This window comes from Bacillus sp. 5RYD7K, from assembly GCF_059831465.1.
The window spans coordinates 2372851-2397529 of sequence record NZ_CP191200.1 but is presented as its reverse complement, the minus strand read 5'-3'; the positions used below and the strand labels follow the sequence as shown (position 1 = coordinate 2397529).

26 protein-coding genes are annotated in these 24679 nt (G+C 46.8%); 8 read left to right on the top strand and 18 right to left on the bottom strand.

Translation table 11 applies throughout. The annotated features are described in order from the left end of the window. Positions 1 to 85 precede the first annotated feature (85 nt). From loaP to ACQE26_RS12185, 3 genes are all read left to right on the top strand, one after another. Positions 86 to 616: an antiterminator LoaP gene (loaP, locus tag ACQE26_RS12195; protein WP_003153257.1), complete on the top strand. Its 531-nt coding sequence runs from the start codon at positions 86 to 88 to the stop codon at positions 614 to 616. 363 nt (positions 617 to 979) lie between these two features. Continuing rightward, entirely contained in the window at positions 980 to 1996 is a 1017-nt protein-coding gene (gene namA, locus ACQE26_RS12190) for an NADPH dehydrogenase NamA (protein WP_500469547.1), read from the top strand. 116 nt (positions 1997 to 2112) lie between these two features. After that, a complete protein-coding gene (locus ACQE26_RS12185) occupies positions 2113 to 2889 on the top strand; it encodes an alpha/beta fold hydrolase (protein ID WP_500469545.1) in 777 nt (258 codons plus the stop codon). A gap of 45 nt (positions 2890 to 2934) precedes the next feature. On the opposite strand, the gene rpmG is transcribed toward ACQE26_RS12185, so the two are convergent. Together rpmG and rnz are read right to left on the bottom strand one after the other, a co-directional pair. After that, entirely contained in the window at positions 2935 to 3084 is a 150-nt protein-coding gene (rpmG, locus tag ACQE26_RS12180) for a 50S ribosomal protein L33 (protein ID WP_003153246.1), read from the bottom strand. Between the two features lie 78 nt (positions 3085 to 3162). After that, positions 3163 to 4089, bottom strand: coding sequence for a ribonuclease Z (gene rnz, locus ACQE26_RS12175; RefSeq protein ID WP_198697840.1), 927 nt, complete (start codon positions 4087 to 4089; stop codon positions 3163 to 3165). A gap of 208 nt (positions 4090 to 4297) precedes the next feature. Here rnz and zwf point away from each other — a divergent pair, with 208 nt between their 5' ends. Further along, positions 4298 to 5767, top strand: coding sequence for a glucose-6-phosphate dehydrogenase (zwf, locus tag ACQE26_RS12170; RefSeq protein ID WP_500469542.1), 1470 nt, complete (start codon positions 4298 to 4300; stop codon positions 5765 to 5767). 90 nt (positions 5768 to 5857) lie between these two features. On the opposite strand, the gene gnd is transcribed toward zwf, so the two are convergent. Together gnd and ACQE26_RS12160 are read right to left on the bottom strand one after the other, a co-directional pair. Next, complete coding sequence (gnd, locus tag ACQE26_RS12165) at positions 5858 to 7267, bottom strand: NADP-dependent phosphogluconate dehydrogenase (RefSeq protein ID WP_007408395.1); 1410 nt, start codon at positions 7265 to 7267, stop codon at positions 5858 to 5860. A 108-nt stretch (positions 7268 to 7375) separates the two neighbouring features. Then, positions 7376 to 8620, bottom strand: a complete 1245-nt coding sequence (locus ACQE26_RS12160) for a DNA polymerase IV (RefSeq protein WP_500469541.1) — start codon at positions 8618 to 8620, stop codon at positions 7376 to 7378. A 75-nt stretch (positions 8621 to 8695) separates the two neighbouring features. Here ACQE26_RS12160 and ACQE26_RS12155 point away from each other — a divergent pair, with 75 nt between their 5' ends. Beyond that, positions 8696 to 8977, top strand: a complete 282-nt coding sequence (locus ACQE26_RS12155) for a hypothetical protein (RefSeq protein WP_003153239.1) — start codon at positions 8696 to 8698, stop codon at positions 8975 to 8977. Between the two features lie 32 nt (positions 8978 to 9009). Beyond that, on the top strand, positions 9010 to 9846 hold the full coding sequence (locus ACQE26_RS12150; protein ID WP_049626980.1) for a membrane protein insertase YidC: 837 nt from the start codon (positions 9010 to 9012) through the stop codon (positions 9844 to 9846). A gap of 85 nt (positions 9847 to 9931) precedes the next feature. Here ACQE26_RS12150 and ACQE26_RS12145 read toward each other — a convergent pair whose 3' ends face one another. From ACQE26_RS12145 to mce, 3 genes are read right to left on the bottom strand one after another with little or no spacing between them, the layout of a single operon-like run. After that, entirely contained in the window at positions 9932 to 11047 is a 1116-nt protein-coding gene (locus ACQE26_RS12145; RefSeq protein WP_060964816.1) for a M20/M25/M40 family metallo-hydrolase, read from the bottom strand. 15 nt (positions 11048 to 11062) lie between these two features. After that, the gene (locus ACQE26_RS12140) at positions 11063 to 12580 is read right to left on the bottom strand and encodes an acyl-CoA carboxylase subunit beta (RefSeq protein WP_500471489.1); all 1518 of its coding nucleotides are present in this window, start codon (positions 12578 to 12580) and stop codon (positions 11063 to 11065) included. Beyond that, on the bottom strand, positions 12573 to 13001 hold the full coding sequence (mce, locus tag ACQE26_RS12135; RefSeq protein WP_500469538.1) for a methylmalonyl-CoA epimerase: 429 nt from the start codon (positions 12999 to 13001) through the stop codon (positions 12573 to 12575). The genes ACQE26_RS12140 and mce overlap by 8 nt, the downstream gene beginning before the upstream one ends. Positions 13002 to 13094: 93 nt before the next feature. Between mce and prli42 the strand changes: the two genes are divergently transcribed. Continuing rightward, positions 13095 to 13190, top strand: a complete 96-nt coding sequence (prli42, locus tag ACQE26_RS12130) for a stressosome-associated protein Prli42 (RefSeq protein ID WP_016939040.1) — start codon at positions 13095 to 13097, stop codon at positions 13188 to 13190. A 13-nt stretch (positions 13191 to 13203) separates the two neighbouring features. Here the strand turns inward: prli42 and ACQE26_RS12125 are convergent, their stop codons facing one another. The 6 genes from ACQE26_RS12125 to brxB form a co-directional block, all read right to left on the bottom strand. Further along, entirely contained in the window at positions 13204 to 13734 is a 531-nt protein-coding gene (locus ACQE26_RS12125) for a L,D-transpeptidase (RefSeq protein ID WP_500469536.1), read from the bottom strand. Positions 13735 to 13804: 70 nt separating this feature from the next. Beyond that, entirely contained in the window at positions 13805 to 14758 is a 954-nt protein-coding gene (locus ACQE26_RS12120) for an aromatic acid exporter family protein (protein ID WP_016939038.1), read from the bottom strand. 76 nt (positions 14759 to 14834) lie between these two features. Then, the gene (artM, locus tag ACQE26_RS12115; RefSeq protein WP_500469534.1) at positions 14835 to 15557 is read right to left on the bottom strand and encodes an arginine ABC transporter ATP-binding protein ArtM; all 723 of its coding nucleotides are present in this window, start codon (positions 15555 to 15557) and stop codon (positions 14835 to 14837) included. Next, positions 15550 to 16209 (bottom strand): arginine ABC transporter permease ArtQ, encoded by a 660-nt coding sequence (gene artQ / locus ACQE26_RS12110; protein WP_438420190.1) that lies wholly within the window; start codon positions 16207 to 16209, stop codon positions 15550 to 15552. The genes artM and artQ overlap by 8 nt, the downstream gene beginning before the upstream one ends. Positions 16210 to 16270: 61 nt before the next feature. After that, entirely contained in the window at positions 16271 to 17038 is a 768-nt protein-coding gene (gene artP, locus ACQE26_RS12105) for an arginine ABC transporter substrate-binding protein ArtP (protein WP_016939035.1), read from the bottom strand. 246 nt (positions 17039 to 17284) lie between these two features. Beyond that, on the bottom strand, positions 17285 to 17722 hold the full coding sequence (brxB, locus tag ACQE26_RS12100) for a bacilliredoxin BrxB (RefSeq protein WP_003153223.1): 438 nt from the start codon (positions 17720 to 17722) through the stop codon (positions 17285 to 17287). A 179-nt stretch (positions 17723 to 17901) separates the two neighbouring features. On the opposite strand from brxB, the gene ACQE26_RS12095 reads away from it, so the two are divergent. After that, positions 17902 to 18798, top strand: a complete 897-nt coding sequence (locus ACQE26_RS12095; protein WP_060964812.1) for a YegS/Rv2252/BmrU family lipid kinase — start codon at positions 17902 to 17904, stop codon at positions 18796 to 18798. 44 nt (positions 18799 to 18842) lie between these two features. On the opposite strand, the gene ACQE26_RS12090 is transcribed toward ACQE26_RS12095, so the two are convergent. The 5 genes from ACQE26_RS12090 to buk are packed head-to-tail and all read right to left on the bottom strand — an operon-like array spanning position 18843 to position 24664. Next, complete coding sequence (locus ACQE26_RS12090; RefSeq protein ID WP_500469531.1) at positions 18843 to 20105, bottom strand: dihydrolipoamide acetyltransferase family protein; 1263 nt, start codon at positions 20103 to 20105, stop codon at positions 18843 to 18845. A gap of 21 nt (positions 20106 to 20126) precedes the next feature. Beyond that, positions 20127 to 21110 carry a 3-methyl-2-oxobutanoate dehydrogenase subunit beta gene (gene bfmBAB, locus ACQE26_RS12085; protein ID WP_045927155.1) on the bottom strand — a complete coding sequence of 328 codons (984 nt, stop codon included), beginning with the start codon at positions 21108 to 21110 and terminating at the stop codon, positions 20127 to 20129. Between the two features lie 12 nt (positions 21111 to 21122). Then, positions 21123 to 22115, bottom strand: coding sequence for a thiamine pyrophosphate-dependent dehydrogenase E1 component subunit alpha (locus ACQE26_RS12080; protein WP_500469529.1), 993 nt, complete (start codon positions 22113 to 22115; stop codon positions 21123 to 21125). Between the two features lie 22 nt (positions 22116 to 22137). Then, positions 22138 to 23559: a dihydrolipoyl dehydrogenase gene (gene lpdA, locus ACQE26_RS12075; protein WP_500469527.1), complete on the bottom strand. Its 1422-nt coding sequence runs from the start codon at positions 23557 to 23559 to the stop codon at positions 22138 to 22140. Further along, a complete protein-coding gene (buk, locus tag ACQE26_RS12070; protein ID WP_500469525.1) occupies positions 23549 to 24664 on the bottom strand; it encodes a butyrate kinase in 1116 nt (371 codons plus the stop codon). Before buk ends, lpdA begins: the two co-directional genes overlap by 11 nt. Positions 24665 to 24679: the final 15 nt, after the last annotated feature.

Sequence of the window (24679 nt, the reverse complement as noted above, 5' to 3'; positions counted from 1 at the left end):
GAAAATTTTTTAATCACTTTAAATACTATCCATTAAATACTTTCTTTGTATAATAATTTCTTATTATTCTAAGGAGGACCCAGTCATGAAATGGTACGCACTTTTTGTAGAGTCCGGAAAAGAAGAAGCAGTGCAAAAATTTCTGCGTCTGCAGTTTGATGAGCAGGCTCTCTACTCAATCATACCCAAGAAAAAAGTCACAGAACGAAAAGCCGGAATCAAATACGAGGCACTCAAAAAAATGTTTCCGGGATATGTGCTGTTTAAAACAAAGATGACAGAGCGGACATTTCATAAAATCAAAGAACTCCCCATTTCATGCAGAATCGTGAATAACGGCGCATATTATTCCAAAGAGCGTAAAACCTATTTCACGACAATTAAGGATGAAGAAATCCTCCCTATTATCAGGCTGATCGGAGAAGGAGACACTGTAGATTATTCAAAAGTCTATATTGAAAATTCAAAAGTAACCGTTGCCTCAGGACCTCTTAAAGGAATGGAAGGCATTATTAAAAAGATCGATAAAAGAAAAAGACGCGCCAAAATCTGCCTGTCTTTTATGGGACTGGACAAAATGGTCAACGTCGGAATTGAAGTGCTCTCCAAACCCTAGCATTTCAAAAAAAAGCATCAACAGCATGTGCCGTTGATGCCCTTTTTATATAAACAGACGAAAGCCCGACATCAAAATAACCCCGCTCACCACCGTCACGGTCAGACTTTTTGTTTTCAAGGCAGTATTTTCATCCTGACAAACTGGTTCAAAGGACGCCGCGCAGTCATCGGTGCGTTTCTCATCTATATTTGCTATATGATCGGCTAAATGCCTGTTATGAAGATACGGCCCCGATGTGTATAAGAAAAATGCCCGTTCACAACAATAAGAACGATGTGTTCGGCTGTGAGCAGTTTATATGACTGAATGATCGTGAGTTGTTATAATTAATGTCTACAAACATTCCGGGAGGCGAAATAAATGGCCAGAAAATTATTTACACCATGGAGCGTTAAAGATGTAACGATCAAAAACCGTATTGTTATGGCACCGATGTGCATGTATTCCTCACATGAGAAGGACGGAAAGCTGCAGCCTTTTCATATGGCGCACTATATATCTCGCGCAATCGGTCAGGTCGGTCTGATTATCGTTGAAGCGACAGCCGTTAATCCGCAGGGACGAATTACCGATCAGGATTTGGGCATTTGGAGCGACGATCATATCGAAGGCTTTGCCAAACTGACAGAACAAGTGAAAGCGCAAGGGTCTAAAATCGGCATTCAGCTCGCGCACGCGGGACGTAAAGCAGAGCTTGACGGAGACATTTATGCTCCTTCAGCCATTCCTTTCGATGAGCAGTCCAAAACACCGGCTGAAATGACGATAGAACAAATTAAAGAAACCATTCAGGAATTCAAACAAGCCGCGGCGCGTGCGAAAAAAGCCGGCTTTGACATTATCGAGCTTCATGCGGCACACGGCTACTTAATGCACGAATTTTTGTCACCGCTGTCCAATCACCGTACAGATGAATACGGCGGCTCACACGAAAACCGCTACCGCTTCTTAGGCGAGACCATTGAAGCCGTCAAGGAAGTCTGGGACGGACCGCTATTTGTCCGTGTTTCCGCATCTGATTATACTGATAAGGGTCTGGACATTGCCGATCATATCGGCTTTGCGAAGTGGATGAAGGAGCAGGGAGTCGACTTGATTGATTGCAGCTCAGGTGCACTCGTTCAAGCTGATATTAACGTCTTCCCCGGCTATCAAGTGAGCTTTGCGGAGAAAATCCGTGAGCAGGCCGAAATCGCAACAGGCGCCGTCGGTTTGATAACGACAGGGACAATGGCCGAAGAAATTCTGCAAAACAATCGCGCTGACCTCATTTTTGTCGCGAGAGAACTTCTGCGCGATCCGCATTTTGCAAGAAGTGCAGCGAAGCAGCTGAATACAGAAATACCGTCGCCGGTGCAATACGACAGAGCATGGTGACAGAAGAGACAGCCGGAAATTTTTATCATCGGCTGTCTCTTTTTTTTATTTTTTGAGAAACGATCGCCGAAGCATCTCCGTCTTCCTTATAGAACCAATTAGAGGGGATGACTCCAATGAAAGCAGCATGGATGGAAAGGACATACCTGATTGACGGCTGTCCGTTATATACAAAACATCGTAAAGGTGCCGGCGAAGTGACGATCGTCTTTGAAGCCGGCTGCGGCACTTCTTCTGAAACATGGACACCATTACTCACTGACATAGATGAAGAATTTGGGGTTTTCACATATGACAGAGCCGGAATCGGCAAAAGCGGCCAAAGCAGAAACAAGCGAACGGCAGATCACATGGTACAGGAATTAAACGCCCTTCTGCTGAAGGCGGGCGTCAAGCCTCCTTACCTTGTCGTCTCGCATTCATACGGCACGATTATCAGCAGACTTTGGGCGAGCCGAAACCGACGGGATATTCTCGGAATGGTGCTCCTTGACCCGGTTTCTGAAGATCAGGAGACGAAAGTGCTTCCGCTTCTTCCCGCGGAAATGAAAGCGGCCTACCTGAAGCAGTTCAGATTAGAAGGATCACACGCGGAATTTTTGACGAGCCTTCGGCAGATCAAGCACCAGCAGATTCATTTCGGCGATATGCCGCTGTTGATTTTATCATCGGGAGAGCGTGATGAGCGCTTAAAGCACGCTCATGAAGAATGGATGAAACTGCACAGAAGCATGCTCGATGTCTCTTATCAAAGCGGATGGATTCAGGCCAAAAACAGTTCTCACGCCATTCATCACGATGAACCGCATATCGTCCACCTTGCCATTTATGATGTTTGGTGTGCGGCGCGCCAGCAAATGAATGCTCCGGCCTATCAGGCGGTAAACTCATAAAACAAAAGCCATTGTGCCGGAGCACAATGGCTTTTTTATCGTGATCTACTTCGTCTCACGATGTAAAGTATACTTTTTCAACCGGGGTGAATACTTCTTCATTTCTAATCGATCCGGATTCGTCCGTTTGTTCTTCGTCGTGATATAGTTTCTGTCCCCTGTCTCTGTGCAGGCCAATGTTACATTCACACGCATCATTTTCACCTCTCGATCAAATCGTAATAATTACGTTTTATTATATACCCTCAAATCAAAATGTCAAGCGTCCATTTTTTAAGAGCGTTCCACGGTGACTTCCATGAAGTCAAATGCGATCCTGCTGTTTTCAAATACCGCTTTCGCCTCATGTTCCAGACGCTCTATCGGTGATTCGCCTTGATACCTTGCGCTGATATGAGTTAAGATCAGCTGTTTGGCGCCTGCTTTTTTTGCCGTTTGTGCAGCTTGTTCTGTCGTCGCATGATAGTAATTATGCGCAAGCTTTGCATCTTCTTTGGCAAACGTCGCTTCATGAACAAGTACATCGGCATTGCGCGCAAGCTCCGTTACCCGCTCTGATGCCCGGGTATCCCCTGAAAAAGCGACGATCCTCCCCTTTTTCGGCGGCTCCAAAAAATCCTGTCCATCAATAATTCTTCCATCATCAAGCGTGACTGTTTCGCCTTTTTTGATCTTCTGATAGACGGGACCGGGCGGAATATTCATTTCCTTCAGTCTGCCGGCCTGCAATGCACCGGGAATATCTTTCTCCTGTACACGGTAGCCGAACGCTTCTACACCGTGAATGACGGATGCTGCGGTAACGATGAATTGCTCATCTTCAAAAACCGTTCCCTCTTCAATTTCATGTACGGTAAGAGGATACGTCAAATGAGTCGCCGTCACATTCAGGCTTGTTTCAATAAATGCTTTTATGCCTTTTGGCCCGTAAATCGTCAGCTCTTCTTCACCGCCCTGAAATGACCGGCTTCCCAACAGACCCGGAAGACCGTAAACATGGTCACCGTGAAGATGGGTGATGAAAATCTTTTCGATTTTCCTCGGTTTGATTGTTGTATGTAATATCTGATGCTGAGTGGCTTCTCCGCAATCAAACAGCCATACGGAACGCCTTTCTTCAAGAAGCTTCAGCGCGACGGACGTTACGTTTCTCGCCTTTGCCGGCATGCCGGCCCCCGTCCCTAAAAATAATAATTCCACAATGCTTCCTCCTAGATCTTTGTACTACTAAGGATACAGGATCAGGCTGAAAATGTGAATTCACCCGGGGCTTCTCCGGCCTGATTAATTTTTTTCTGCAAACCTCAAAAAACAGGCTGAAACATTTGCTTTCAACGAATTTTAGATTTAAAATGAAGGAAATATGCGGGGTTTTAAACCATGCTTCAGATAAAGTGAGGTACTCTAAGTGAAAACAAACGACAAACCAAAAGCAGTAATTGTAATATTTGGTGCCACAGGGGATTTGGCAAAACGAAAACTTTACCCATCCATTCACCGTTTATATAAAAATGGTCAGATTGGTGAAGAGTTTGCAGTTGTAGGTGTTGGAAGAAGACCTTGGTCAAACGAGGACCTCCGTGAAACCGTTAAAACGTCTGTTTCTTCGGCTGGGCAAAAAGACACAGATGATTTCACATCTCATTTTTATTACCATCCGTTTGATGTAACGAATCCGGGTTCCTATCAGGAGCTGAATGTCCTGCTTGATCAGCTTGAACATACATATGAAATCCCGAATAACCGAATGTTTTACTTGGCAATGGCCCCTGAGTTTTTCGGCACAATCGCAAAATCGCTTAAAAATGAAGGTGTCACAGCCACAAAAGGCTGGTCCCGTCTCGTAATTGAAAAACCGTTCGGCCATGACCTGCCGAGTGCGAAAGAGCTTAACAAAGAAATACGGGAAGCTTTCACAGAAGATCAAATTTATCGGATCGACCATTACTTAGGCAAGCAAATGGTTCAAAACATCGAAGTCATCCGTTTTGCTAATGCGCTGTTTGAACCGCTTTGGAATAACCGCTACATCTCAAACATCCAGATTACGTCAAGTGAAGATCTCGGCGTTGAGGATCGTGCGAGATATTATGAAAAATCAGGCGCACTCCGCGATATGGTTCAAAATCACATTTTACAAATGGTCGCTCTCTTAGCAATGGAACCGCCTATTAAACTGAACACAGAAGAAATCCGCAGCGAAAAAGTGAAGGTGCTGAGAGCTCTCCGCCCTGTCGCTCCAAATGAAGTGGGCGATTACTTCGTCCGCGGGCAATACCAAGCGGGAACGATCAACGGAAACTCTGTACCGAGCTATACGGATGAGCAAAACGTAGCACCGGATTCCAATACGGAAACATTCGTATCCGGAAAGCTGTTAATTGACAACTTCCGCTGGGCCGGCGTTCCGTTTTATATCCGAACAGGGAAACGGATGAAAGAAAAATCAACGAAAATCGTCGTTCAATTTAAAGACATTCCGATGAACCTATATTACGGCAATGAAACGAATGTAAATCCGAACCTGCTTGTCATCCACATTCAGCCGGATGAAGGCATCACTTTATATCTGAATGCTAAAAAATTAGGCGGAGCCGCACATGCTCAGCCGATTAAGCTGGATTACTGCAGCAACTGCAGTGACGAAATGAATACACCGGAAGCTTATGAAAAATTGATTCACGACTGTCTGCTCGGCGATGCAACGAACTTTGCCCATTGGGACGAAGTGGCGCTTTCTTGGAATTTCGTCGACGCGATTTCCGAAACATGGGCAGCCGACAAAACCCTTTCCCCGAATTATGCAGCCGGATCAATGGGACCTAAGGCTTCAGACGACCTCTTAGAAAAAGACGGCCTTCACTGGTGGAATATATAAGAAAAAATCAAAAAACCGCGGCGCTGTTCATAAGGCCCGCGGTTTTTACATATCAGAAAAGCCCCCGCAGTTATTGCGGGGGCTTCTTCATTACTTCATCCATTCAGTATGGAAAATGCCTTCTTTATCCGTGCGTTCGTACGTATGCGCGCCGAAGTAGTCACGCTGCGCTTGAATCAAGTTTGCAGGAAGCACTGCCGTACGGTAGCTGTCGTAATATGCAAGTGCGCTTGAGAACGAAGGTACCGGCACGCCTTGGGCTACGGCAAGTGAAATCACTTGGCGAAGGGCGCCTTGGTAGCTTTCTGCAATGTTTTTGAAATAGCTGTCTAACAGCAGGTTGTCAAGCTCCGGTTCACGGTCATACGCATCTTTGATCTTCTGCAGGAACGCCGCGCGGATGATACAGCCTCCGCGGAAGATCATCGCGATTTCACCGTATTTCAGATCCCAGTTATATTCTTCAGATGCAGCTTTCATTTGGGCGAAACCTTGTGCGTAAGAACAGATTTTACTCATGAAGAGCGCTTTTCTGACCGCTTCAATCAGCTCTTCTTTGTTTTCAGTGACCGGCTTAACGTCAGGTCCGGACAACAGGCTGCTTGCTTTCACACGCTCTTCTTTCATTGCGGAAATGAAACGCGCAAAAACAGATTCAGTGATAATCGGAAGCGGCACGCCTAAGTCAAGAGCGCTTTGGCTTGTCCATTTACCCGTTCCTTTTTGGCCTGCTTTATCAAGGATGACATCAACAAGCGGTTTGCCCGTTTCTTCATCTTTTTTAGTGAAAATGTCAGCCGTGATTTCGATCAGATAGCTGTCAAGCTCTCCTTTGTTCCACTCAGCGAATACTTCATGAAGCTCTTCGGCAGACAGTCCGAGCACCTGTTTCAGAATGAAGTATGACTCAGAGATCAGCTGCATGTCACCGTATTCGATACCGTTGTGCACCATTTTTACATAGTGCCCCGCTCCGTCCGGGCCGATGTATGTCGTACAAGCTTCTCCGTCCACTTTAGCAGAAATGGCTTCCAAAATCGGCTTCACGAGTTCGTGCGCTTCCTTTTGGCCGCCCGGCATAATAGAAGGCCCCTTAAGCGCTCCCTCTTCACCGCCTGATACACCCGTTCCGATAAAGTGAATGCCGCTTTCGGCAAGCTCTTTGTTCCGGCGCTGTGTATCTTTATAGTATGTATTTCCGCCGTCAATCAAAATATCGTCTTTTTCCAGATGAGGAAGAAGAGATTGAATCGTCGCATCCGTTGCAGTTCCCGCTTTAACCATTAATAAAATTTTGCGGGGTGTTTCAAGAGACTGGACAAACTCCTCAATGCTGTATGTACCGACAACATTTTTGCCTTTTGCCTCTTCTAAAAACTCTTCCGTTTTGCTGCTTGATCTGTTGTATACAGACACAGAAAATCCCCGGCTTTCAATGTTAAGAGCCAGATTTTTACCCATTACCGCAAGACCGATAACTCCGATTTGTTGTTTTGACATATTCTAACGTCCCTTCTTCAAACGTTTAACCATTTTAAAATTTAAATTAAAATAAAATGATATTTATACTAAAGAAATTATCATACATAACCCCTTTTTTCAAGTTATTCACCTTTTCTTTTCATCCTGAAAAAAGTCTCTGTTAAAGCTCGTTCCCCTTGTTTTGCTTTCTTCTTTTTTCATGACGGCGCCTTTTCGGATCATGTGTCGGCCGTATTTTTCATTCAGCTCGTTCATCATCTGAACAATTGGCTCGTCCTTTGCATCCTCCTTGAATGAAAACAGGTCAAGCTGTTTATACGCCTGCTGTTTTTCGACCAGTTCCGTTCCGGTGATGCCGAGAAGCCTCACCGGTTTTTGGTTCCAGTGCTTGTCAAACAGTTCCATCGCCGCATTCATGATGTCTTTTTTCTGATCAGCCGGATTGCTGAGGGTCATGCTTCTTGTGACCGTTTTCCAATCCGCATAGCGGATCATGATAAACAGCCGGCAGGCCATGACCTCCTTACGCTGAAGCCGTTCGCTTACAGACAGCGCGAGCCGGTCAAACACGCCGGTTAATTCATCCCAGTCAGCCGAATCATGCGAAAGGGTGGATGAGTTGCCGACGCTTTTAAATTCATAAATCCGTTCGGGATCGACTTCTGCGTGGTGGATGCCGTTCGCCTTATCCTTCAGCCTCGGCCCGTTTATGCCGAGCAGCATTTTCAGCGCCCGTTCATCTCCTTTTGCCAAATCACCGATCGTTTTGATGCCGAGCGTTTTTATTTTTTCCGCAGTTTTCGTTCCTATACCGTGCATCTCTTCGATCGGGAGAGGCCACAATATGTACGGCAGCTCTCTTTTTCTTAAAATGGTGATGCCGAGCGGTTTTTTCATATCAGACGCCATCTTGGCGAGAAATTTATTCGGAGCGATGCCGATGCTTGACGGAAGCAAAAGCTCTTTTTGCAGCCTTGCCTGAATGTCTGCGGCTGTCTCATACGCCCTGTGTCCGTGGGGCGTGTCCGTAATATCCATGTATCCTTCATCAATAGAAACCGGTTCGACTAAATCCGTATACTCCCTCAGAATGCTGAACATTTCTTTTGACGAACTCCGGTAGCGGTCAAAATTCGGAGGAACGACGATGAGTTCCGGACAGAGGCGCTTCGCCTGCCACACCGGCATGGTGGTCTTTACGCCCCGCGCTCTCGCTTCATAGCTGCAGGTAACGATGATTCCTCTCCGTTCCTTCACGTTTCCGGCAACGGCGAGAGGTTTTCCCTTTAAAGACGGATCATACGCCATTTCTACAGAGGCATAAAAACTGTTCATATCGATATGAAATATAATTCTCCCTTTTCCGGCCACTCCCGGCGCCTCCTTTCCTTTCATAGACAACCTTATATATATGTAGTAAAATAAGAGCTGAATGGATGTGATAAAATGATTCTTGAGTCAATGAATGACTTTTTATTTTTAGTCGATTTTTTCACAATTATTCTTCCCGCTCTGACCGCGATCGGCATCGCTTTTCTTTTGCGTGAGCGCCGCGCAGGCGAGCATTGGAGAACGAAACGAATAGATGAACATCAAGCAGTCGTTCAGCTGAACCGAACAGACTTTCTTATTATTATATATCATCGCATTACAACTTGGATACGTAAAGTCATCCGCATGAATTCACCGGCGAATGATGATGAAGATGTCAGCTTCCTCCTTTTATAACGGCAAGTGAAGATAAAAAGGAGGAGACATAATTGTCTAAAACATATCAAAAATGGATAGCATTCGGATTATTTTTTATCGTACTGTGCACAGGCCGCTCGGCTTTTGCAGCGACATCTCAGACTCAGACGGGGGGCCTCGGGAATATCGGGTTTTTCCACGATTACCTGATCGAGCCGTTTTCGGCACTTTTAAAAGGTGTGGCAGGCCTGTTCCACGGTGAGTACGGACTGTCGATTATTCTGGTGACGATTATCGTCCGGATCGTTGTATTGCCTTTGTTTGTGAACCAATTTAAGAAACAGCGGGTGTTCCAGGAAAAAATGGCTGTGATCAAACCGCAGATCGACAGCATTCAGGCTAAAATGAAACAAACGAAAGATGCGGAGAAACAAAAAGAACTGCAAATGGAAATGATGAAGCTTTACCGTGAGCACAATCTGAATCCGATGGCAATGGGATGCCTTCCGATGCTGGTGCAATTCCCGATTTTGATCGGTTTTTATTACGCCATCCGCTCAACGCCGGAAATCGCTTCACACTCATTTCTGTGGTTCAGCTTAGGGCATTCTGATATTCTTGTATCACTGTGCGCGGGCGCCATGTATTTCTTACAGGCTTATATTTCCCAAAAATTAAACGAGAAATATTCACCGGCCGCTCAAAATCCGGCCGCGATGCAGTCAGCAAAAATCATGGTCTTTATTTTCCCTGTCATGATGACCATTTTTTCACTTAACGTACCGGCTGCGCTTCCGCTTTACTGGTTTACAAGCGGACTGTTTTTAACAGTGCAGAACGTGCTTTTACAGCAGACGCATCATAAAAAGAAACAAGCTGCGGCTCAGGCAGAGCCCGCAAAATCATAATATTGAACCTGCCGTGTGAATTCCGGCAGGTTTTTTCATGTGGATCTTACGAAAAAAAGCACCCAATTCATTGGGTGCTTCGTTTTTAGTTGGCTGCTGTTTCGATAATGGCAACGACCATTTCCGCCGTTTTGACGAGCTCTTCAATCGGCATTTTTTCATTTTTCGTATGGATTTGTTCATAACCTACTGACAGGTTGACTGTCGGAATGCCGTGGCCGGCAATGATGTTCGCATCACTTCCGCCGCCGCTCGTCTGAAGTTCGCTCGGCCGGCCGATTTTTGCCGCCGCTTTTTTCGCGACTTCCACAACCTGATCGCCGTCCTGGTACTTGAAACCCGGATACATGACTGCGATGTCCACTTCTGCGCGGCCTCCCATCTCAGCTGCCGCAGATTCGAAAGCTTCCTTCATTTTCTGCACTTGCGCTTCCATTTTTTCAGGCACTAACGAACGCGCTTCTGCCAGAATATCAACTTGATCGCAGACGATATTGGTTTGCGTGCCTCCTTCAAAACGTCCGATATTAGCCGTTGTTTCTTCATCAATACGGCCGAGCGGCATTTTTGAGATTGCTTTTGATGCGATTGTAATCGCGGAGATGCCTTTTTCCGGTTCTACTCCCGCATGAGCCGTTTCTCCGAAAATGGTTGCTCTCACTTTCGCTTGTGTCGGCGCGGCTACAATAATGTTGCCGACTTTTCCGTCTGAATCAAGCGCAAAACCGTATTTCGCGGTAATATCGGAACGATCCATTGCTTTTGCTCCGACTAATCCTGATTCTTCTCCGGCCGTGATGATGAATTCAATCGTTCCGTGCTCGATGTTTTGTTCTTTCAGCACTTTAATGGCTTCAAACATTGCGGCAAGGCCCGTCTTATCATCAGCGCCTAGAATCGTCGTGCCGTCGGTTTTGACATAGCCGTCTTCCACAATCGGCTTAACGCCTTTTCCCGGAACAACAGTGTCCATATGCGATGTGAAATAAATCGTATCCGCATCTTTTGTGCCCTTTAACGTACAGATTAAGTTGCCGGCTCCATGCCCCGTCACTTCTTTTGTATCGTCTTCTTTTACGCTCAATCCTAAATCAGTGAATTTTTGTTTGAGTACCTTGCTGATTTCTGCTTCGTGTTTTGTTTCTGAATCAATTTGAACAAGTTCCAGAAATTCTTCAAGCAGGCGTTTTTCGTTTACCATTTTCAGTTCCTCCGTTTAAAGCGGTATATTACCGTGCTTTTTTTTCGGTCTTTCCTCTTCCTTATGCGCAAGCATGTCAAATGCCTGAATCAATTTTTTCCTCGAGTCTTCCGGCCGGATGATGTCATCCACCATACCGCAGGCAGCCGCTTTATACGGACCGGCGTTTTCCTTTTCATATATGGCTTTTTTTTCGCGCTTCATTTTTTCCGGATCGTCAGAAGCCTGTATGTCTCTGCGGTATAAAATCGATGCCGCGCCTTCTGCTCCCATCACGGCAATTTCCGCATTGGGCCAGGCAAATACAAGATCAGCTCCGAGCCCTTTCGAATTCATGGCGACATAAGCGCCTCCGTAAGCTTTTCTGATGATGAGCGTCACTTTCGGCACCGCCGCTTCGGCAAAAGCATACAGCAATTTTGCTCCGTGACGGATGATTCCCGCATGCTCCTGCTGAAGGCCCGGCAGAAATCCGGGAACATCAGCGATCGTTAACAGCGGAATATGAAATGCGTCGCAAAAACGGATGAATCTCGACGCTTTGTCAGCGGCATCAATCGTGAGGCTCCCCGCCAAATGTTTCGGCTGGTTTGCGACAAAACCGACCGTGCGACGTCCGAGCTTCAGAAAACCGACAGCAATGTTTTTGGCAAAATACGGCTGAATGTCAAAAAACGTTCCGTCATCCGCCAGTTCTTTTATCACCTGTAACACATCGTAAGGTTTCGAACTGTCCGCGGGAACGAGGGTGTTTAATAACGGTCTGGCGTCTTCCTTTTTAACGGGCAATGCCGTCTGACTGCCGTGCGGGAGATAAGAAAGCAGGGTTTTCACCGCGGAAAGAGCCTCTTTTTCCGTTCGTGCGGAATAGTGGGCATTTCCGCTTATCACATTATGTATTCCCGCACCGCCTAAACTTTCCGCGTCAATCTGTTCACCCGTCACCTGTTCAATGACTTTAGGACCTGTAATAAACATGTGCGACGTCTGTTCCGCCATAATCACAAAATCCGTCAGAGCGGGTGAATAAACAGCACCGCCGGCACATGGCCCGAGGATAACAGAAATTTGCGGAATCACTCCCGAGTAAAGGACGTTCCGCCTAAAAATATGACCGTAGCCATTTAATGATACCACACCCTCTTGAATTCTCGCACCACCTGAGTCGTTCAGTCCGATGATCGGGGTTTTATTTTTAGCCGCCAGATCCATCACCGCAGCGATTTTTTCGGCATGTGTCTCACCGAGCGTCCCGCCGAGAACGGTAAAGTCATGAGCAAATAAATACACGGGCCGTCCGTCAATTGTGCCGTATCCGGTAACGACGCCGTCTCCCGGAGCATGTTGGCATTCGGGCATGCGGCTTTTGGCAAACGGCTGAAGCTCTGAAAAACTGTCTTCATCCAATAAATAGGCAATTCTTTCTCTTGCCGTCAGCTTGCCTTTTTTGTGCTGTTTTTCATTTCTTTCCGCACCGCCGCCATTTGTAAAAAAGGAACGTCTTTCGTTTAAGTGTCTGATATGGTCACTCATGCTCATCTTGAGTTTCTCCTTTTTCAATTGTTTCACAAAGCTCAATCAAAACCCCGTTCGCCTCTTTCGGGGAGAGAAATGCGATCTTCTTCCCGCCTGCTCCGCTTTGCGGTTCATGATTGGTCAAAGTCATGCGGCTTGATTCAAGCTCCTTGATCGTTTCCTTAAGATCGGCGCACCGGAACGCCAAATGATGCAGCCCTTCGCCTCTTTTCTGTAAAAAGGAGCTGACGGGAGATGCTTCTGACAGCGGCTCAATCAGCTCAAGTTTTGTGCTTCCCGCTTCTAAAAAAGCAACTTTCACATTTTGGCCGTTTACCAATTCGTCTCCTATATACGTAAGCCCCAGCATCCGTTCATAAAATCCTCTTGCGGCATCAATAGAGCTGACGGCAATACCGATATGATCAAGTTTTTTCATTGCGCGGCCACCTGCTTTCTGTCATAGGATATGGCTTGTTCATACAAGCAAAACACGTTAAAATGATAGACAGTAATCTTAAGGAGTGAAACGATGTCTCAGAAATTCATGAAAAGCGCTGTCATCGTCATTTTAGGCGTATTTATACTGTCAACAGTCCTCTCAGGCATTATGATGTATTTGCGATAAAAAAGCGGGCGCCTCATTGCACGGGGATTTCCTGCTTTTTTATGAGGGCTTTCCGCTCTTTTGCAATGTCCTCAAATGAGCGGTTTTCTTTTGTAATCAATACTTTCGTTCCGGGAGGGATAATCCGAAAAATATGGATGACATCCCGGTTTTTCATGCGGATGCAGCCGTTTGATACAAACCCTCCGATCAGCTCTTCTCTGTTTGTCCCGTGAATGCCGTATGTCCTGCCGTCGGTTCCTTTCGCATCAAAACCGATCCAGCGGACGCCGAGCGGATTTTCCGGCGCGCCTCCCTCTACATTTTTCTTCCGGTAATACGGATTTACAGCCTTGACCGTTACCGTAAATTCTCCTTCAGGCGTCAGATCATCTGTTTTTCCCGTCGCCACCTGATAAATGCCTTCTATTCGATTATCCTTCACAACCGCAAGCGCATTTGTGGTTTTATTGACGATAATGTAAGGGTCACCCGGCAAAGGATTCGCGCCAAGCGGCCAAAGCGGAGACAGCAGCAGGATTGCTGACAATAAAAAAAATCGCATGGGCTCCCCCCTCCTTTTTTCATTAGAATGACCAATGAAAGGGGGACTCATGCGATGATCCATATGTTTTTTACAGCTTGATGCCTTTGAAATAACTTTTAATCACGAGATATTGTTCCATCTCACCGAGCAGGTGGAATAAAGCCGCCCGCGCTTCAAATTCCTCGCGTGTTGCCGGGAGCGGCATTTCTTCAAATTCCGTTCTCATTTCCGCCAGTCTTTTTAAAAATTTATGGGCGGTATTGCCGGGATGAATGGCTTCCCTTAATTCATGGATAAAATGGGCAATCATTTTTCCCTGCTCCACCGTTATTGAAACAGAGGTAATCTTCGGCAGCAGCCTTTCGATAATTTCAAATTGTTTCTGTCTCATTTTAAAATAATGATAGTAGAGATTTTCATGGCGCAAAATATGATTCTGCACGTCCCGGTACGCGAGGTTTTTCGCCTCTTGAATCATCTGATGCGTCTCCGGTATTTCTTTCCCCGTCCAATCTTGCTCACCTGTTAACAAATACCGTTCGATTTCGGCGAAGATGACGGCAAAGTTGTCCTCGATTTTTTTCCGGTACGCTGCAAGTTTTCTGTCGAGGCTCGGCATATACAGATTCATTAACAGCGCGACACCGATACCTACGGTGATCAGCTGGAACTCATTCCAGATAAACGCCGGCGTAATGCCGCCGGACATATATAAATGAAGAATGATAACTGAGCTGGTGACGATCCCCTCGTTTATTTTTAAAACGACTGTAGTCGGAATGAACAGCACGAGCAATATTCCGATCACAAACGGATAATAGCCGATCAGTCCGAAAAAGACATATGAAAAGACGATCGCCAATAAACAGGCGGCAAATCGGGCCCACGAGGCCTGAAGCGACCGCTTTTGCGTAATTTGGATGCACAATATGGTGATGATTCCTGCGGATGCGAAGTTTTGCAGATGCAACAGCTGGGCTAAATAAATGGCCAGCGCCGTTCCAAGTGCGGTCTTTAGTGTGCGGTAACCGATTTTAAACATTGCTTGCTCCATTCTGTTTGTTTCGTTCTCAAAAAAAAGAAGAAGAGCATTCTTCTTCTTTTCTTACAGTTATATTTTATAATATTTTTTCTAAAAAGTCCTGTGCTCTTTTTGACTTCGGAGAAAGAAAAAATTCTTCCGGCGGCCCGTCTTCCACTATTGTGCCTTCATCCATGAATAATACGCGGTCTGCGACTTCCTTGGCAAACCCCATTTCGTGCGTGACGATCACCATCGTCATGCCCGTCTGCGCGAGCTCTTTCATCACCTCAAGGACTTCTTTGACCATTTCCGGGTCAAGGGCTGAAGTCGGTTCATCAAACAGCATGATATCAGGATTCATGGCAAGCGCCCGTGCGATGGCGACACGCTGCTTCTGCCCGCCTGACAAACGGTTCGGATAGTCGTTCCGTTTTTCAAGCAGCCCGACTTTGTCGAGGAGCGCGCACGCCTTTTCTTCCGCCGCCTTTTTGGACTCTTTCTTCACGCTGACCGGCGCGTATGTGATATTATCAAGCACCGTTTTATGAGGAAACAGATGAAAATGCTGAAATACCATGCCGATATTTTCCCGCACTTTCAGTTTATTCGTTTTAGCGGCGGTGATTTCTTTTTCCTTAATGGCAATCGTTCCGCCGCTCGGGGTTTCCAGCAGATTTAAGCAGCGCAGAAACGTTGATTTGCCCGAGCCGGAAGGCCCGATGACGGCGACGACTTCACCTTCTTGGATCTGTGTTGAAATGTTTTTCAATACTTCGTGTTTCCCGAATGATTTTGAAAGGTTGTCGACCTTAATCATTGGCTTTCAGCTTCCTTTCTACGCCTTTTCCGATGAATGCTAAGATCAAAACGAGCACGTAATAGATTAAGCCCGCCACAATAAGAGGCTCTAAATAGTTGTATGTTGCGGCGCCGGACTGGTAGGCCCGTCTCATAATATCGCCGAGACCGATGACCGTGACGATCGCCGATTCTTTCGTCAAAGTGATTAATTCGTTAATAATGGCCGGAGAAATGTTTTTGAACGCCTGCGGCAGCAGCAGATCTTTCATCATTTTTCCGTACGGCACGCCGAGAGCGACGGCAGCCTCTTTTTGTCCTTTGTCAATCGCGTTGATTCCCGCTCTGATAATTTCAGAGACGTAAGCGGCAGAATTGAGCGATAAGGCGGTGACCGCCGCCCAAAATTGGTCGATCTGAAAGCCGAGAAGCTGCGGCATACCGAAATAAATGATCATCAGCTGCAGCACGAGCGGCGTGCCGCGGAAAATCGAAGTATAAAAATCCGCAATCCATTTCAGCGGACTGATTGTGCTGATTTTAAACAGACTGAGAATGACGCCTAATACAAGGCCGATGACCGCTGAAACGAGCACAATTTTTAATGTGACGGCAAGGCCTTCCAATATAAAAGGAATTTGGGGTATTGTCGCTGAGAAATCCAAATTCATACGTGTGATCTCCTTTACCTATATTCAAGATAAAAAGCTCAACGAAAAGTTGAGCTTTCTTTTATTTCTCGTTGGTGAACCATTTTTTCTTCAGTTTTTCGATTTCTCCGTTTTTCTCCATTTCTTTCAGCGCTTTGTTAAACTTCGCTGTCAGATCACTGTCTTTGCGGAACGCAATCGCGGAGCCCGATTCGTCTGATTTCGCATCTGCTGAGACAAAGCCCTGCAGATCATGATTTGAACTGAAATAGCCCTGTGCCACGATGTCTTCAATAATTGCGGCATCAAAGCGTCCGGATTTAATCTCTTCCGTTAAGTCTGAAATGCGGTTGCGGTCTTCGAGCTGAAAACCGTATTTTGAAGCAAGCTTCTTGCCTTTTTCTTCTTGAATGGAGCCGAGCTGAACACCGACGGTTTTGCCTTTCAGATCATTCAGAGATTTAATGCTGCTTCCCTTTTTCGTAACGATCATATTGTTAGCAGTATAATAAATATCTGAGAAATCTACTTGCTTTTTCCGTTCCGGAGTAGGTGTCATTCCTGATAAAATCATATCAACCTGCTTAGACTTCAGCGATGTAATCAGACTGTTGAAGTCCATGTCCTGCACCTCAACGTCATAGCCGGTCTTTTTGCCCAAAGCTTTTGCCAGATCAACGTCAAATCCGACGATCTGATCGCCGTCTTTATATTCAAACGGTTTATAATCAGCCGATGTACCCATAATCAGTTTGTTCTTTCCGCCTTCTGAGCCTGAATTGCCTGATCCGCAGGCGGACAGCGCAAAGGTGATACATGCGGCAGTCAATACCAACAGCCATTTCTTCATGATTATTTTCCCCCATATCTGCTTATCTCTTAAACTTGAATATTTATTCGTTAATCTGTATTTTAAACACTTTTTACTAGTTATGCAATACTATTTTCAAAAAATATAATTCCCTTTCTTTATTTATTATAGTCATTGTTTTTCGAATGAGTGACAGCTGATTGCCGTTGCATAAAAATTTATATTTATACAAACACCATATAAAAAAACCCCGCAAGCGCTCGGCTCCGGGGTTTTCCTTTTTACTTATACTTCTTCACAATATTCTTCAAAGGCTTCCTGCAGTTTTGTGACGACGGCCATAGGCTCATGCCCTTCAATTTCATGGCGTTCCACCATTTTCATGATTTTCCCGTCTTTTAAAATTGCAAAGGACGGAGAGGACGGCGGGTAGCCTTCAAAGTACTCTCTCGCTTTTGCTGTCGCTTCTTTGTCCTGTCCGGCAAAAACCGTCACAAGCTGATCCGGGCGTTTATCATAATGTACGGAATGGTACGCCGCAGGTCTTGCAATTCCGCCTGCGCATCCGCAGACAGAATTGACCATAACAAGTGTCGTTCCTTTTTTCGAAAGCGCTTCGTCCACTTCCTCAGCGGTTTTCAGCTCCGTATACCCGGCGGCTGTGATTTCCTGGCGGGCTTGACGCACGACATCATTCATAAATAAATTAAAATCCATATTCAACTGGGACCTCTCCTTTTTGATCATCTTCTCTTATGATAGCAAGGAACCTGCCCTATCGGCAAATGACACCGCTCATCTCCGATTGATTTTTGTCCCTTTTATGTTATCGATGTAAGTTTATGACCTTTTAAAAACGGGAAACTTGTTAAAGAGATTGTCTGAAATAAAGGAGCAGTCGTATGAGCCAACGGAAAGCAGTATTAATTTATAACGGAAACGCCGGTCAAAAACAGATTGATAAAACCCTCGGCACGGTCGTCCCCATTTTGGCCCAGTCAGCTGACGAGCTTTTGATTAAACCGACCAAACATCAGGATGATGCCAGTCAGTTTTGTGAAAATCTCGACAGCTCGGTTGACCATTTATACATTTTAGGCGGAGACGGCACGGTGCATCAATGTATCAACAGCATCAGCAAGCTTGATCACAGACCCGCCGTCGGCATTTTGCCGGGGGGAACGTGCAACGATTTTTCACGGGCGCTCGGCATCCCGCAAAATCTTCAAAAAGCCGCTGAAGCGCTCGCAGCCGGGCATAAACGAATGATAGACGTCTGTAAATCAGATGACGGCTATTTTTTGAACTTCTGGGGGATCGGGCTGATCACTGAAGCATCGAGCCATATTAATGAAAAAGAAAAAGCATTGCTCGGGAAAATCAGCTATTTCACGAGCGCCTTAAGGACGATGACAAGCGCGAACCCTTTTCCCGTCAGATTGACGATCGACGGTGAGGTGAAAGAAGACGAAGCCGTTATGGTGCTTGTCATGAACGGGCATTTTATCGGGACAAACAGAGTTCCCCTGCCTGATGCCAGCCTTCAGGACGGGTTAGCCGATGTGTTAATCTGCCGCAGCACAAGCCTTGCCGCTTTGCGGGAGCTGATGACGATGGAGCAGGGTTCATTTGATGATTTTAAAGGGGAGCTTTCGTATATTCAGGCTTCCAGGATTGAAATCGAAACCGGACGTGAGATGGACGCGGATACGGACGGCGAGGTATATGGAAAGGCGCCTTGCACGATCGAAGTGAAAAAACATCATCTCACTATGCTCGTTCCCGAAGATTCAGAATGAAACTGAAAAAACTCCCTTTGCCGCCAGGGCAAAAGGAGTTTTTTTTAATAGACTGAAGTATTTTCGTCAATGTTTTCTAAGATCTCTTTGACGCGTCCGAGGAAACGGCCGCATACGAGCCCGTCAAGCACTCTGTGATCTAAAGACAGGCAAAGATTAACCATATCACGCACGGCAATCATCCCGTTATTCATGACAACCGGACGTTTGACGATTGATTCTACCTGAAGAATGGCTGCCTGCGGATGATTGATAATGCCCATAGACTGAACCGAGCCGAAAGATCCCGTGTTATTGACGGTAAAGGTGCCGCCCTGCATATCATCAGCGGCAAGTCTTCCGTCTCTCACTTTTTTCGCAAGATCCGTTATTTCTCTGGCTATGCCTTTAATCGTTTTTTCATCAGCATGCTTAATAACCGGAACAAACAGCGAATCTTCTGTGGCAACGGCAATGGAGATGTTGATGTCTTTCTTTTGGACGATTTTGTCCCCCGCCCACATGCTGTTCATTTGCGGGAACTCTTTAAGAGCCTGCGCCGCCGCTTTAACAAAGAAAGCGAAGAATGTTAAATTGAAGCCTTCTTTTTGTTTAAACGAGTCTTTCATGCTGTTTCTGTACGCCGTCATGTTCGTGACGTCGACTTCCATCATCGTCCAGGCATGCGGAATTTCTGTTTTGCTTTTATGCATATTGGCTGCGATGGCTTTTCTGACGCCTGTAACCGGAATTTCAATATCACCGGCTGACAGAGCGGGTGCCGGCGCTTGTTTTTGCTGCTGTTTCGGTGCTTGTTGTGTTGTTTGGACGGCAGCCGGTGCCGGTGCTTCCGTCTTCTGCTGCATTCCCGAATCAATGATCTTTTGAATGTCTTTTCGCGTAATTCTTCCGCCTGCACCCGTTCCTTCAACTTCTTCAAGCTGAATGCCGTGTTCTCCCGCTAATCTGAGCACAGCCGGCGAATATCGCGCTTTATTTGACTGATCTTTACCTGCACGGTTTGAATCGGTGTCTGCAGGGGTATTTTGCACTTCTTCCCGCTTCGGCGCCTCTTCGGCTGCCGTTTCTTCTGTTTCAATTTTGCAGATGATCTCGCCTACTGCAAGAGTCTGCCCTTCTTCCCCTACTAGTTCTGTAATCGTACCGGTAAAAGAAGACGGCACCTCCGCATTCACTTTATCTGTCATGACCTCCGCGATGGGGTCATATTTATTCACTTGATCACCCGGGGATACCAGCCATTTGCTGATCGTCCCTTCCGTCACGCTCTCTCCGAGCTGAGGCATAGCCATTTGTTCAATCGCCATGTCAAAAACCTCCTTACGTCTTTAAAACTCCGCTAATTCTCTCATCGCGGCTTCTGCTTTGTCAGGATTCATCATGAAGTATTTTTCCATTGCCGGCGCATAAGGCATCGCCGGAACGTCAGGACCCGCAAGCCGCTTGATCGGTGCGTCTAAATCAAATAAGCAGTTCTCAGAAATAATGGCGGCGACTTCGCTCATAATGCCGCCTTCTTTCGTATCTTCTGTGATCAGCAATACTTTACCCGTTTTAGATGCGGCTTCAATGATGGCTTCTTTATCTAACGGATAGACCGTACGCAAATCTAATATGTGCGCGGAAATTCCGTCTTTTTCAAGACGCTCGGCAGCCTGAAGAGCGAAATGGACGCATAAACCGTACGTAATGACAGTAATGTCGCTGCCTTCGCGTTTTACATCCGCCTTTCCGATCGGAAGGACGTAATCGTCAGCAGGGACTTCGCCTTTAATCAGGCGGTACGCCCGCTTATGCTCGAAAAACAGTACGGGGTCTTCGTCACGGACAGCAGCTTTTAACAGCCCTTTTGCATCATAAGGAGTTGAAGGCATGACAATTTTAAGGCCCGGCTGGTTGGCAAAGATAGCCTCCACAGATTGGGAATGATACAACGCCCCGTGCACGCCGCCGCCATAAGGCGCTCTGATGACCATCGGACAGCTCCAATCATTGTTTGAACGGTAGCGGATTTTTGCCGCTTCTGAAATGATTTGGTTGACCGCAGGAAGAATGAAATCGGCAAACTGCATCTCTGCGATCGGACGCATGCCGTACATGGCGGCGCCGATGCCGACACCCGCAATCGCTGATTCCGCAAGCGGCGTATCCATCACCCGCTCTTCTCCGAACTGCTCATAGAGACCTGCCGTGGCTTTAAACACGCCGCCTTTTCTCCCGACGTCTTCCCCGAGAACAAAAACACGCGGATCTCTTTCCATTTCTTCTTTCATTGCTGCATTAATACTGTCAATATAAGACATTACAGACATAAGTATTCCTCCCTACTTCGCATAAACGTGATCAAGCGTTGATTCAGGAGATGCATATGGCGCTTTCTCCGCTTCGTCTGTCGCTTCGTTTACGATAGCCATGATGTCATCCAGCATGGTCTTTTCTTCTTTTTCACTAAGAAGCCCGGCTTCTTGCAGGTATGTTTTGTATATAAGAAGCGGATCTTGTTTCTTTGCTTCTTCTACTTCTTTACGTTCTCTGTAGCTGCTGTCGTCGTCGTCACTCGAATGCGGCGTCAAACGGTAGGAAACCGTTTCGATTAATGTAGGGCCTTCGCCTTTAGACGCACGTTCGCGCGCTTCTTTCACAACACGATAAACTTCCAACAGATCGTTTCCGTCAACAGTGACGCCCGGCATACCGTAGCCTACCGCCCGGTCGGAGATATTCTCGCAGGCCACCTGTTTGTCATACGGAACAGAAATGGCATACTTATTGTTTTCACACATGAAAATGACCGGCAATTTATGCACGGCGGCAAAGTTCGCCCCTTCGTGAAAATCTCCCTGGTTGGAAGAGCCTTCTCCAAAGGTCACGAAAGAAACGATATCCTTTTTATCCATGCGTCCCGCAAGCGCGATCCCGACTGCGTGAGGGACCTGCGTCGTAACAGGAGAGGAGCCCGTTACGATTCTGTTTTTCTTTTGACCGAAGTGTCCCGGCATCTGCCTTCCGCCTGAGTTCGGGTCAGCCGCTTTCGCAAAACCGGACATCATCAAATCCTTTGCAGTCATACCGAATGCAAGCACAACCCCCATATCTCTGTAGTAAGGAAGCACATAGTCGGTATAGCGGTTTAAAGCATAGGCCGCGCCTACTTGTGCCGCTTCCTGCCCCTGACATGAAATAACGAACGGAATTTTGCCCGAGCGGTTTAACAGCCACATTCTTTCGTCGATTTTTCTGGCTAACAGCATGGTTCTATACATTTCAACGGCTTCCGCGTCAGAAAGCCCTAATGCTTGATGGCGGTTTGTAGTCATTCAAACCCCTCCTTCTTTCCTTTTAAAAATGAATCGCGTTTCCGTCTGCGGCTAGTGCAGCTTCTCCAATCGCCTCTGAAAGCGACGGGTGCGGGTGTATGGACTGGCCGATTTCCCACGGCGTCGCATCGAGCACCTTGGCAAGCCCCGCTTCAGAGATCATATCGGTGACGTGCGGACCGATCATATGAACTCCGAGAATATCATCTGTGTTCCGGTCGGCGACGATTTTGACAAAGCCGTCGCTTTCCCCGTAAACAAGCGCTTTTCCGATCGCCATGAACGGAAACTTTCCGATCTTAAGTTCGTGTCCTTTGCGTTCAGCTTCTTCTTCTGTCAAACCGACACTCGCCGCTTCCGGATTTGAATAAATGCATTTTGGCACAAGAGCGGCAGCAAGAGGCGCCGGATTAAGACCCGCCATATGCTCAACGGCAATGATGCCTTCACGGGATGCCACATGTGCAAGCTGCAGTCCGCCGACAACATCACCGATCGCATAAATGTGCGATTCCTTCGTCTGTCCGGCTTCATTTACGACGACAGAACCGTTTTCCGTAACAATGTCCGTGTTTTCAAGGCCGATTCCTTCAATGTTCGGCTGGCGGCCGATGGAAACAAGCATTTTTTCTGCATAATACGTTTCGCTTTTTCCATTCTTTTCAGCGTCAATTGAAACACCGTCCGCTTTTTTCAATGTATCCGGAAGCACTTTCACACCCGTCACAATCTTAATCCCTTTTTTCGTTAACAGTTTTTCCATTTCGCTTGAAATATCACGGTCCTCAGTCGGCAAAATGCGGTCCGCATATTCGATCACAGTGATATCGACGCCGAAATCGTTCAGCATGGATGCCCATTCAATACCGATGACGCCGCCGCCGACGATCATCATGGATTGGGGCAGACGTTCAAGCTCAAGCGCTTCATCTGACGTCAGAATATATGTACCGTCAGCTTCTAAACCCGGCAGCATTTTCGGTCTCGAACCGGTTGCGATAATCAATTGTTTCGGTATCAGCATGTCGTTTTCTTCGCCATTTGCGTATTCAACGGAAACTGTACCTGGAAGAGGTGAGAAGATGGAAGGGCCGAGCATACGTCCGTACCCGTTGAATACATCAATCTTCCCCTTTTTCATCAGGTGGGCGACACCGCCGGCCAGCCGGTCAACGATTCCCTGCTTTCGTTTTTGCACACTGTCAAAACGGAGGGAGACACCTTCCGTTTCAATGCCAAACGATGCCGCTTGCTTTGCGGTCCGATACACTTCCGCGCTTCTTAACAGCGCTTTACTCGGAATACATCCTTTATGCAGACATGTTCCGCCGAGTTTTTCTTTTTCTACAACGGCCGTTTTCAAGCCGAGCTGGGCCGATCTGATGGCGGCGACATAACCGCCCGTTCCGCCGCCCAGAATGACCACATCATACTCAGTCGCCATCTGTTTTCACTCCTTCGCCGATCTGATATTGTTTTGCCTGCTCCTCACCGGCTAAAACCCGAAGCGCGCCTTGCGCGAGAGATTGCAGTTCATTTTCTCCCGGGTACACCAGTACATCCGAAATCCAATCTATGTACGATCTGATGGCGGATACGAAACGTTTCCCGTACGCTAAACCGCCCGTCAGGACGATAATGTCTACTTTTCCTTTTAAAACGGCGCTTGCCGCCCCGATTTCTTTTGCTACTTGATAAGCCATGGCATCATAAATGAGCCTTGCATGCTCATCTCCGTCCTGAATTCGTTTTTCCACTTTCAACGCGTCCGTTGTTCCCAGGTAGCCGGACAGTCCGCCGGTGCCGACAAGTTTTTTCATCATATCGGCTTTTGAATATTTGCCGGAAAAACACATTTCCACCAGATCTCCGGCCGGAACGGTTCCCGCACGTTCCGGACTTAAAGGTCCTTCACCGTGAAGCCCGTTGTTGACATCCGTCACCCTTCCGCAGTCATGAACGCCGACTGTGATGCCGCCGCCCATGTGGGTGACGATCATCTTCATCTGTTCATACCGTTTGCCGAGGGACGCCGCCGCCTGACGGGCAACGGCTTTTTGGTTTAAAGCATGAAAAATGCTTTTCCGCTTGATTTCAGGCATCCCTGATACTTTAGCGAGCGGAGTCATCTCATCCACCACGACCGGATCGACGATATATGCCGGGATATTTAGTCCGTCAGCAATTTCCCTGGCAATAATTCCGCCCAGATTGGAAGCATGCTGGCCGTTGTAGCCGTTTTTTAAATCAGTGATCATGGCGTCATTCACTTCATATGTGCCGCCCTCAATCGGTCTGAGCAGGCCGCCTCTGGCGCAAACGGCATCAAACTTTGAAATGTTGATGCCCTGTTCGTGCAGAGACTCAAGTATGCTTATTTTTCGAAATTCGTATTGGTCGATAATGCTGTTAAATGTTTCCAGCTCTTCTTCGGGGTGCCGCAGCGTCTTTTCAAATATACAGCGTTCATTGTGAAAGACGCCGATTTTCGTTGATGTTGAGCCTGGATTCAGAATGAGAATGCGTTTTTCCTGTTCGAACATTTTCATACCTCCAGATCAAAT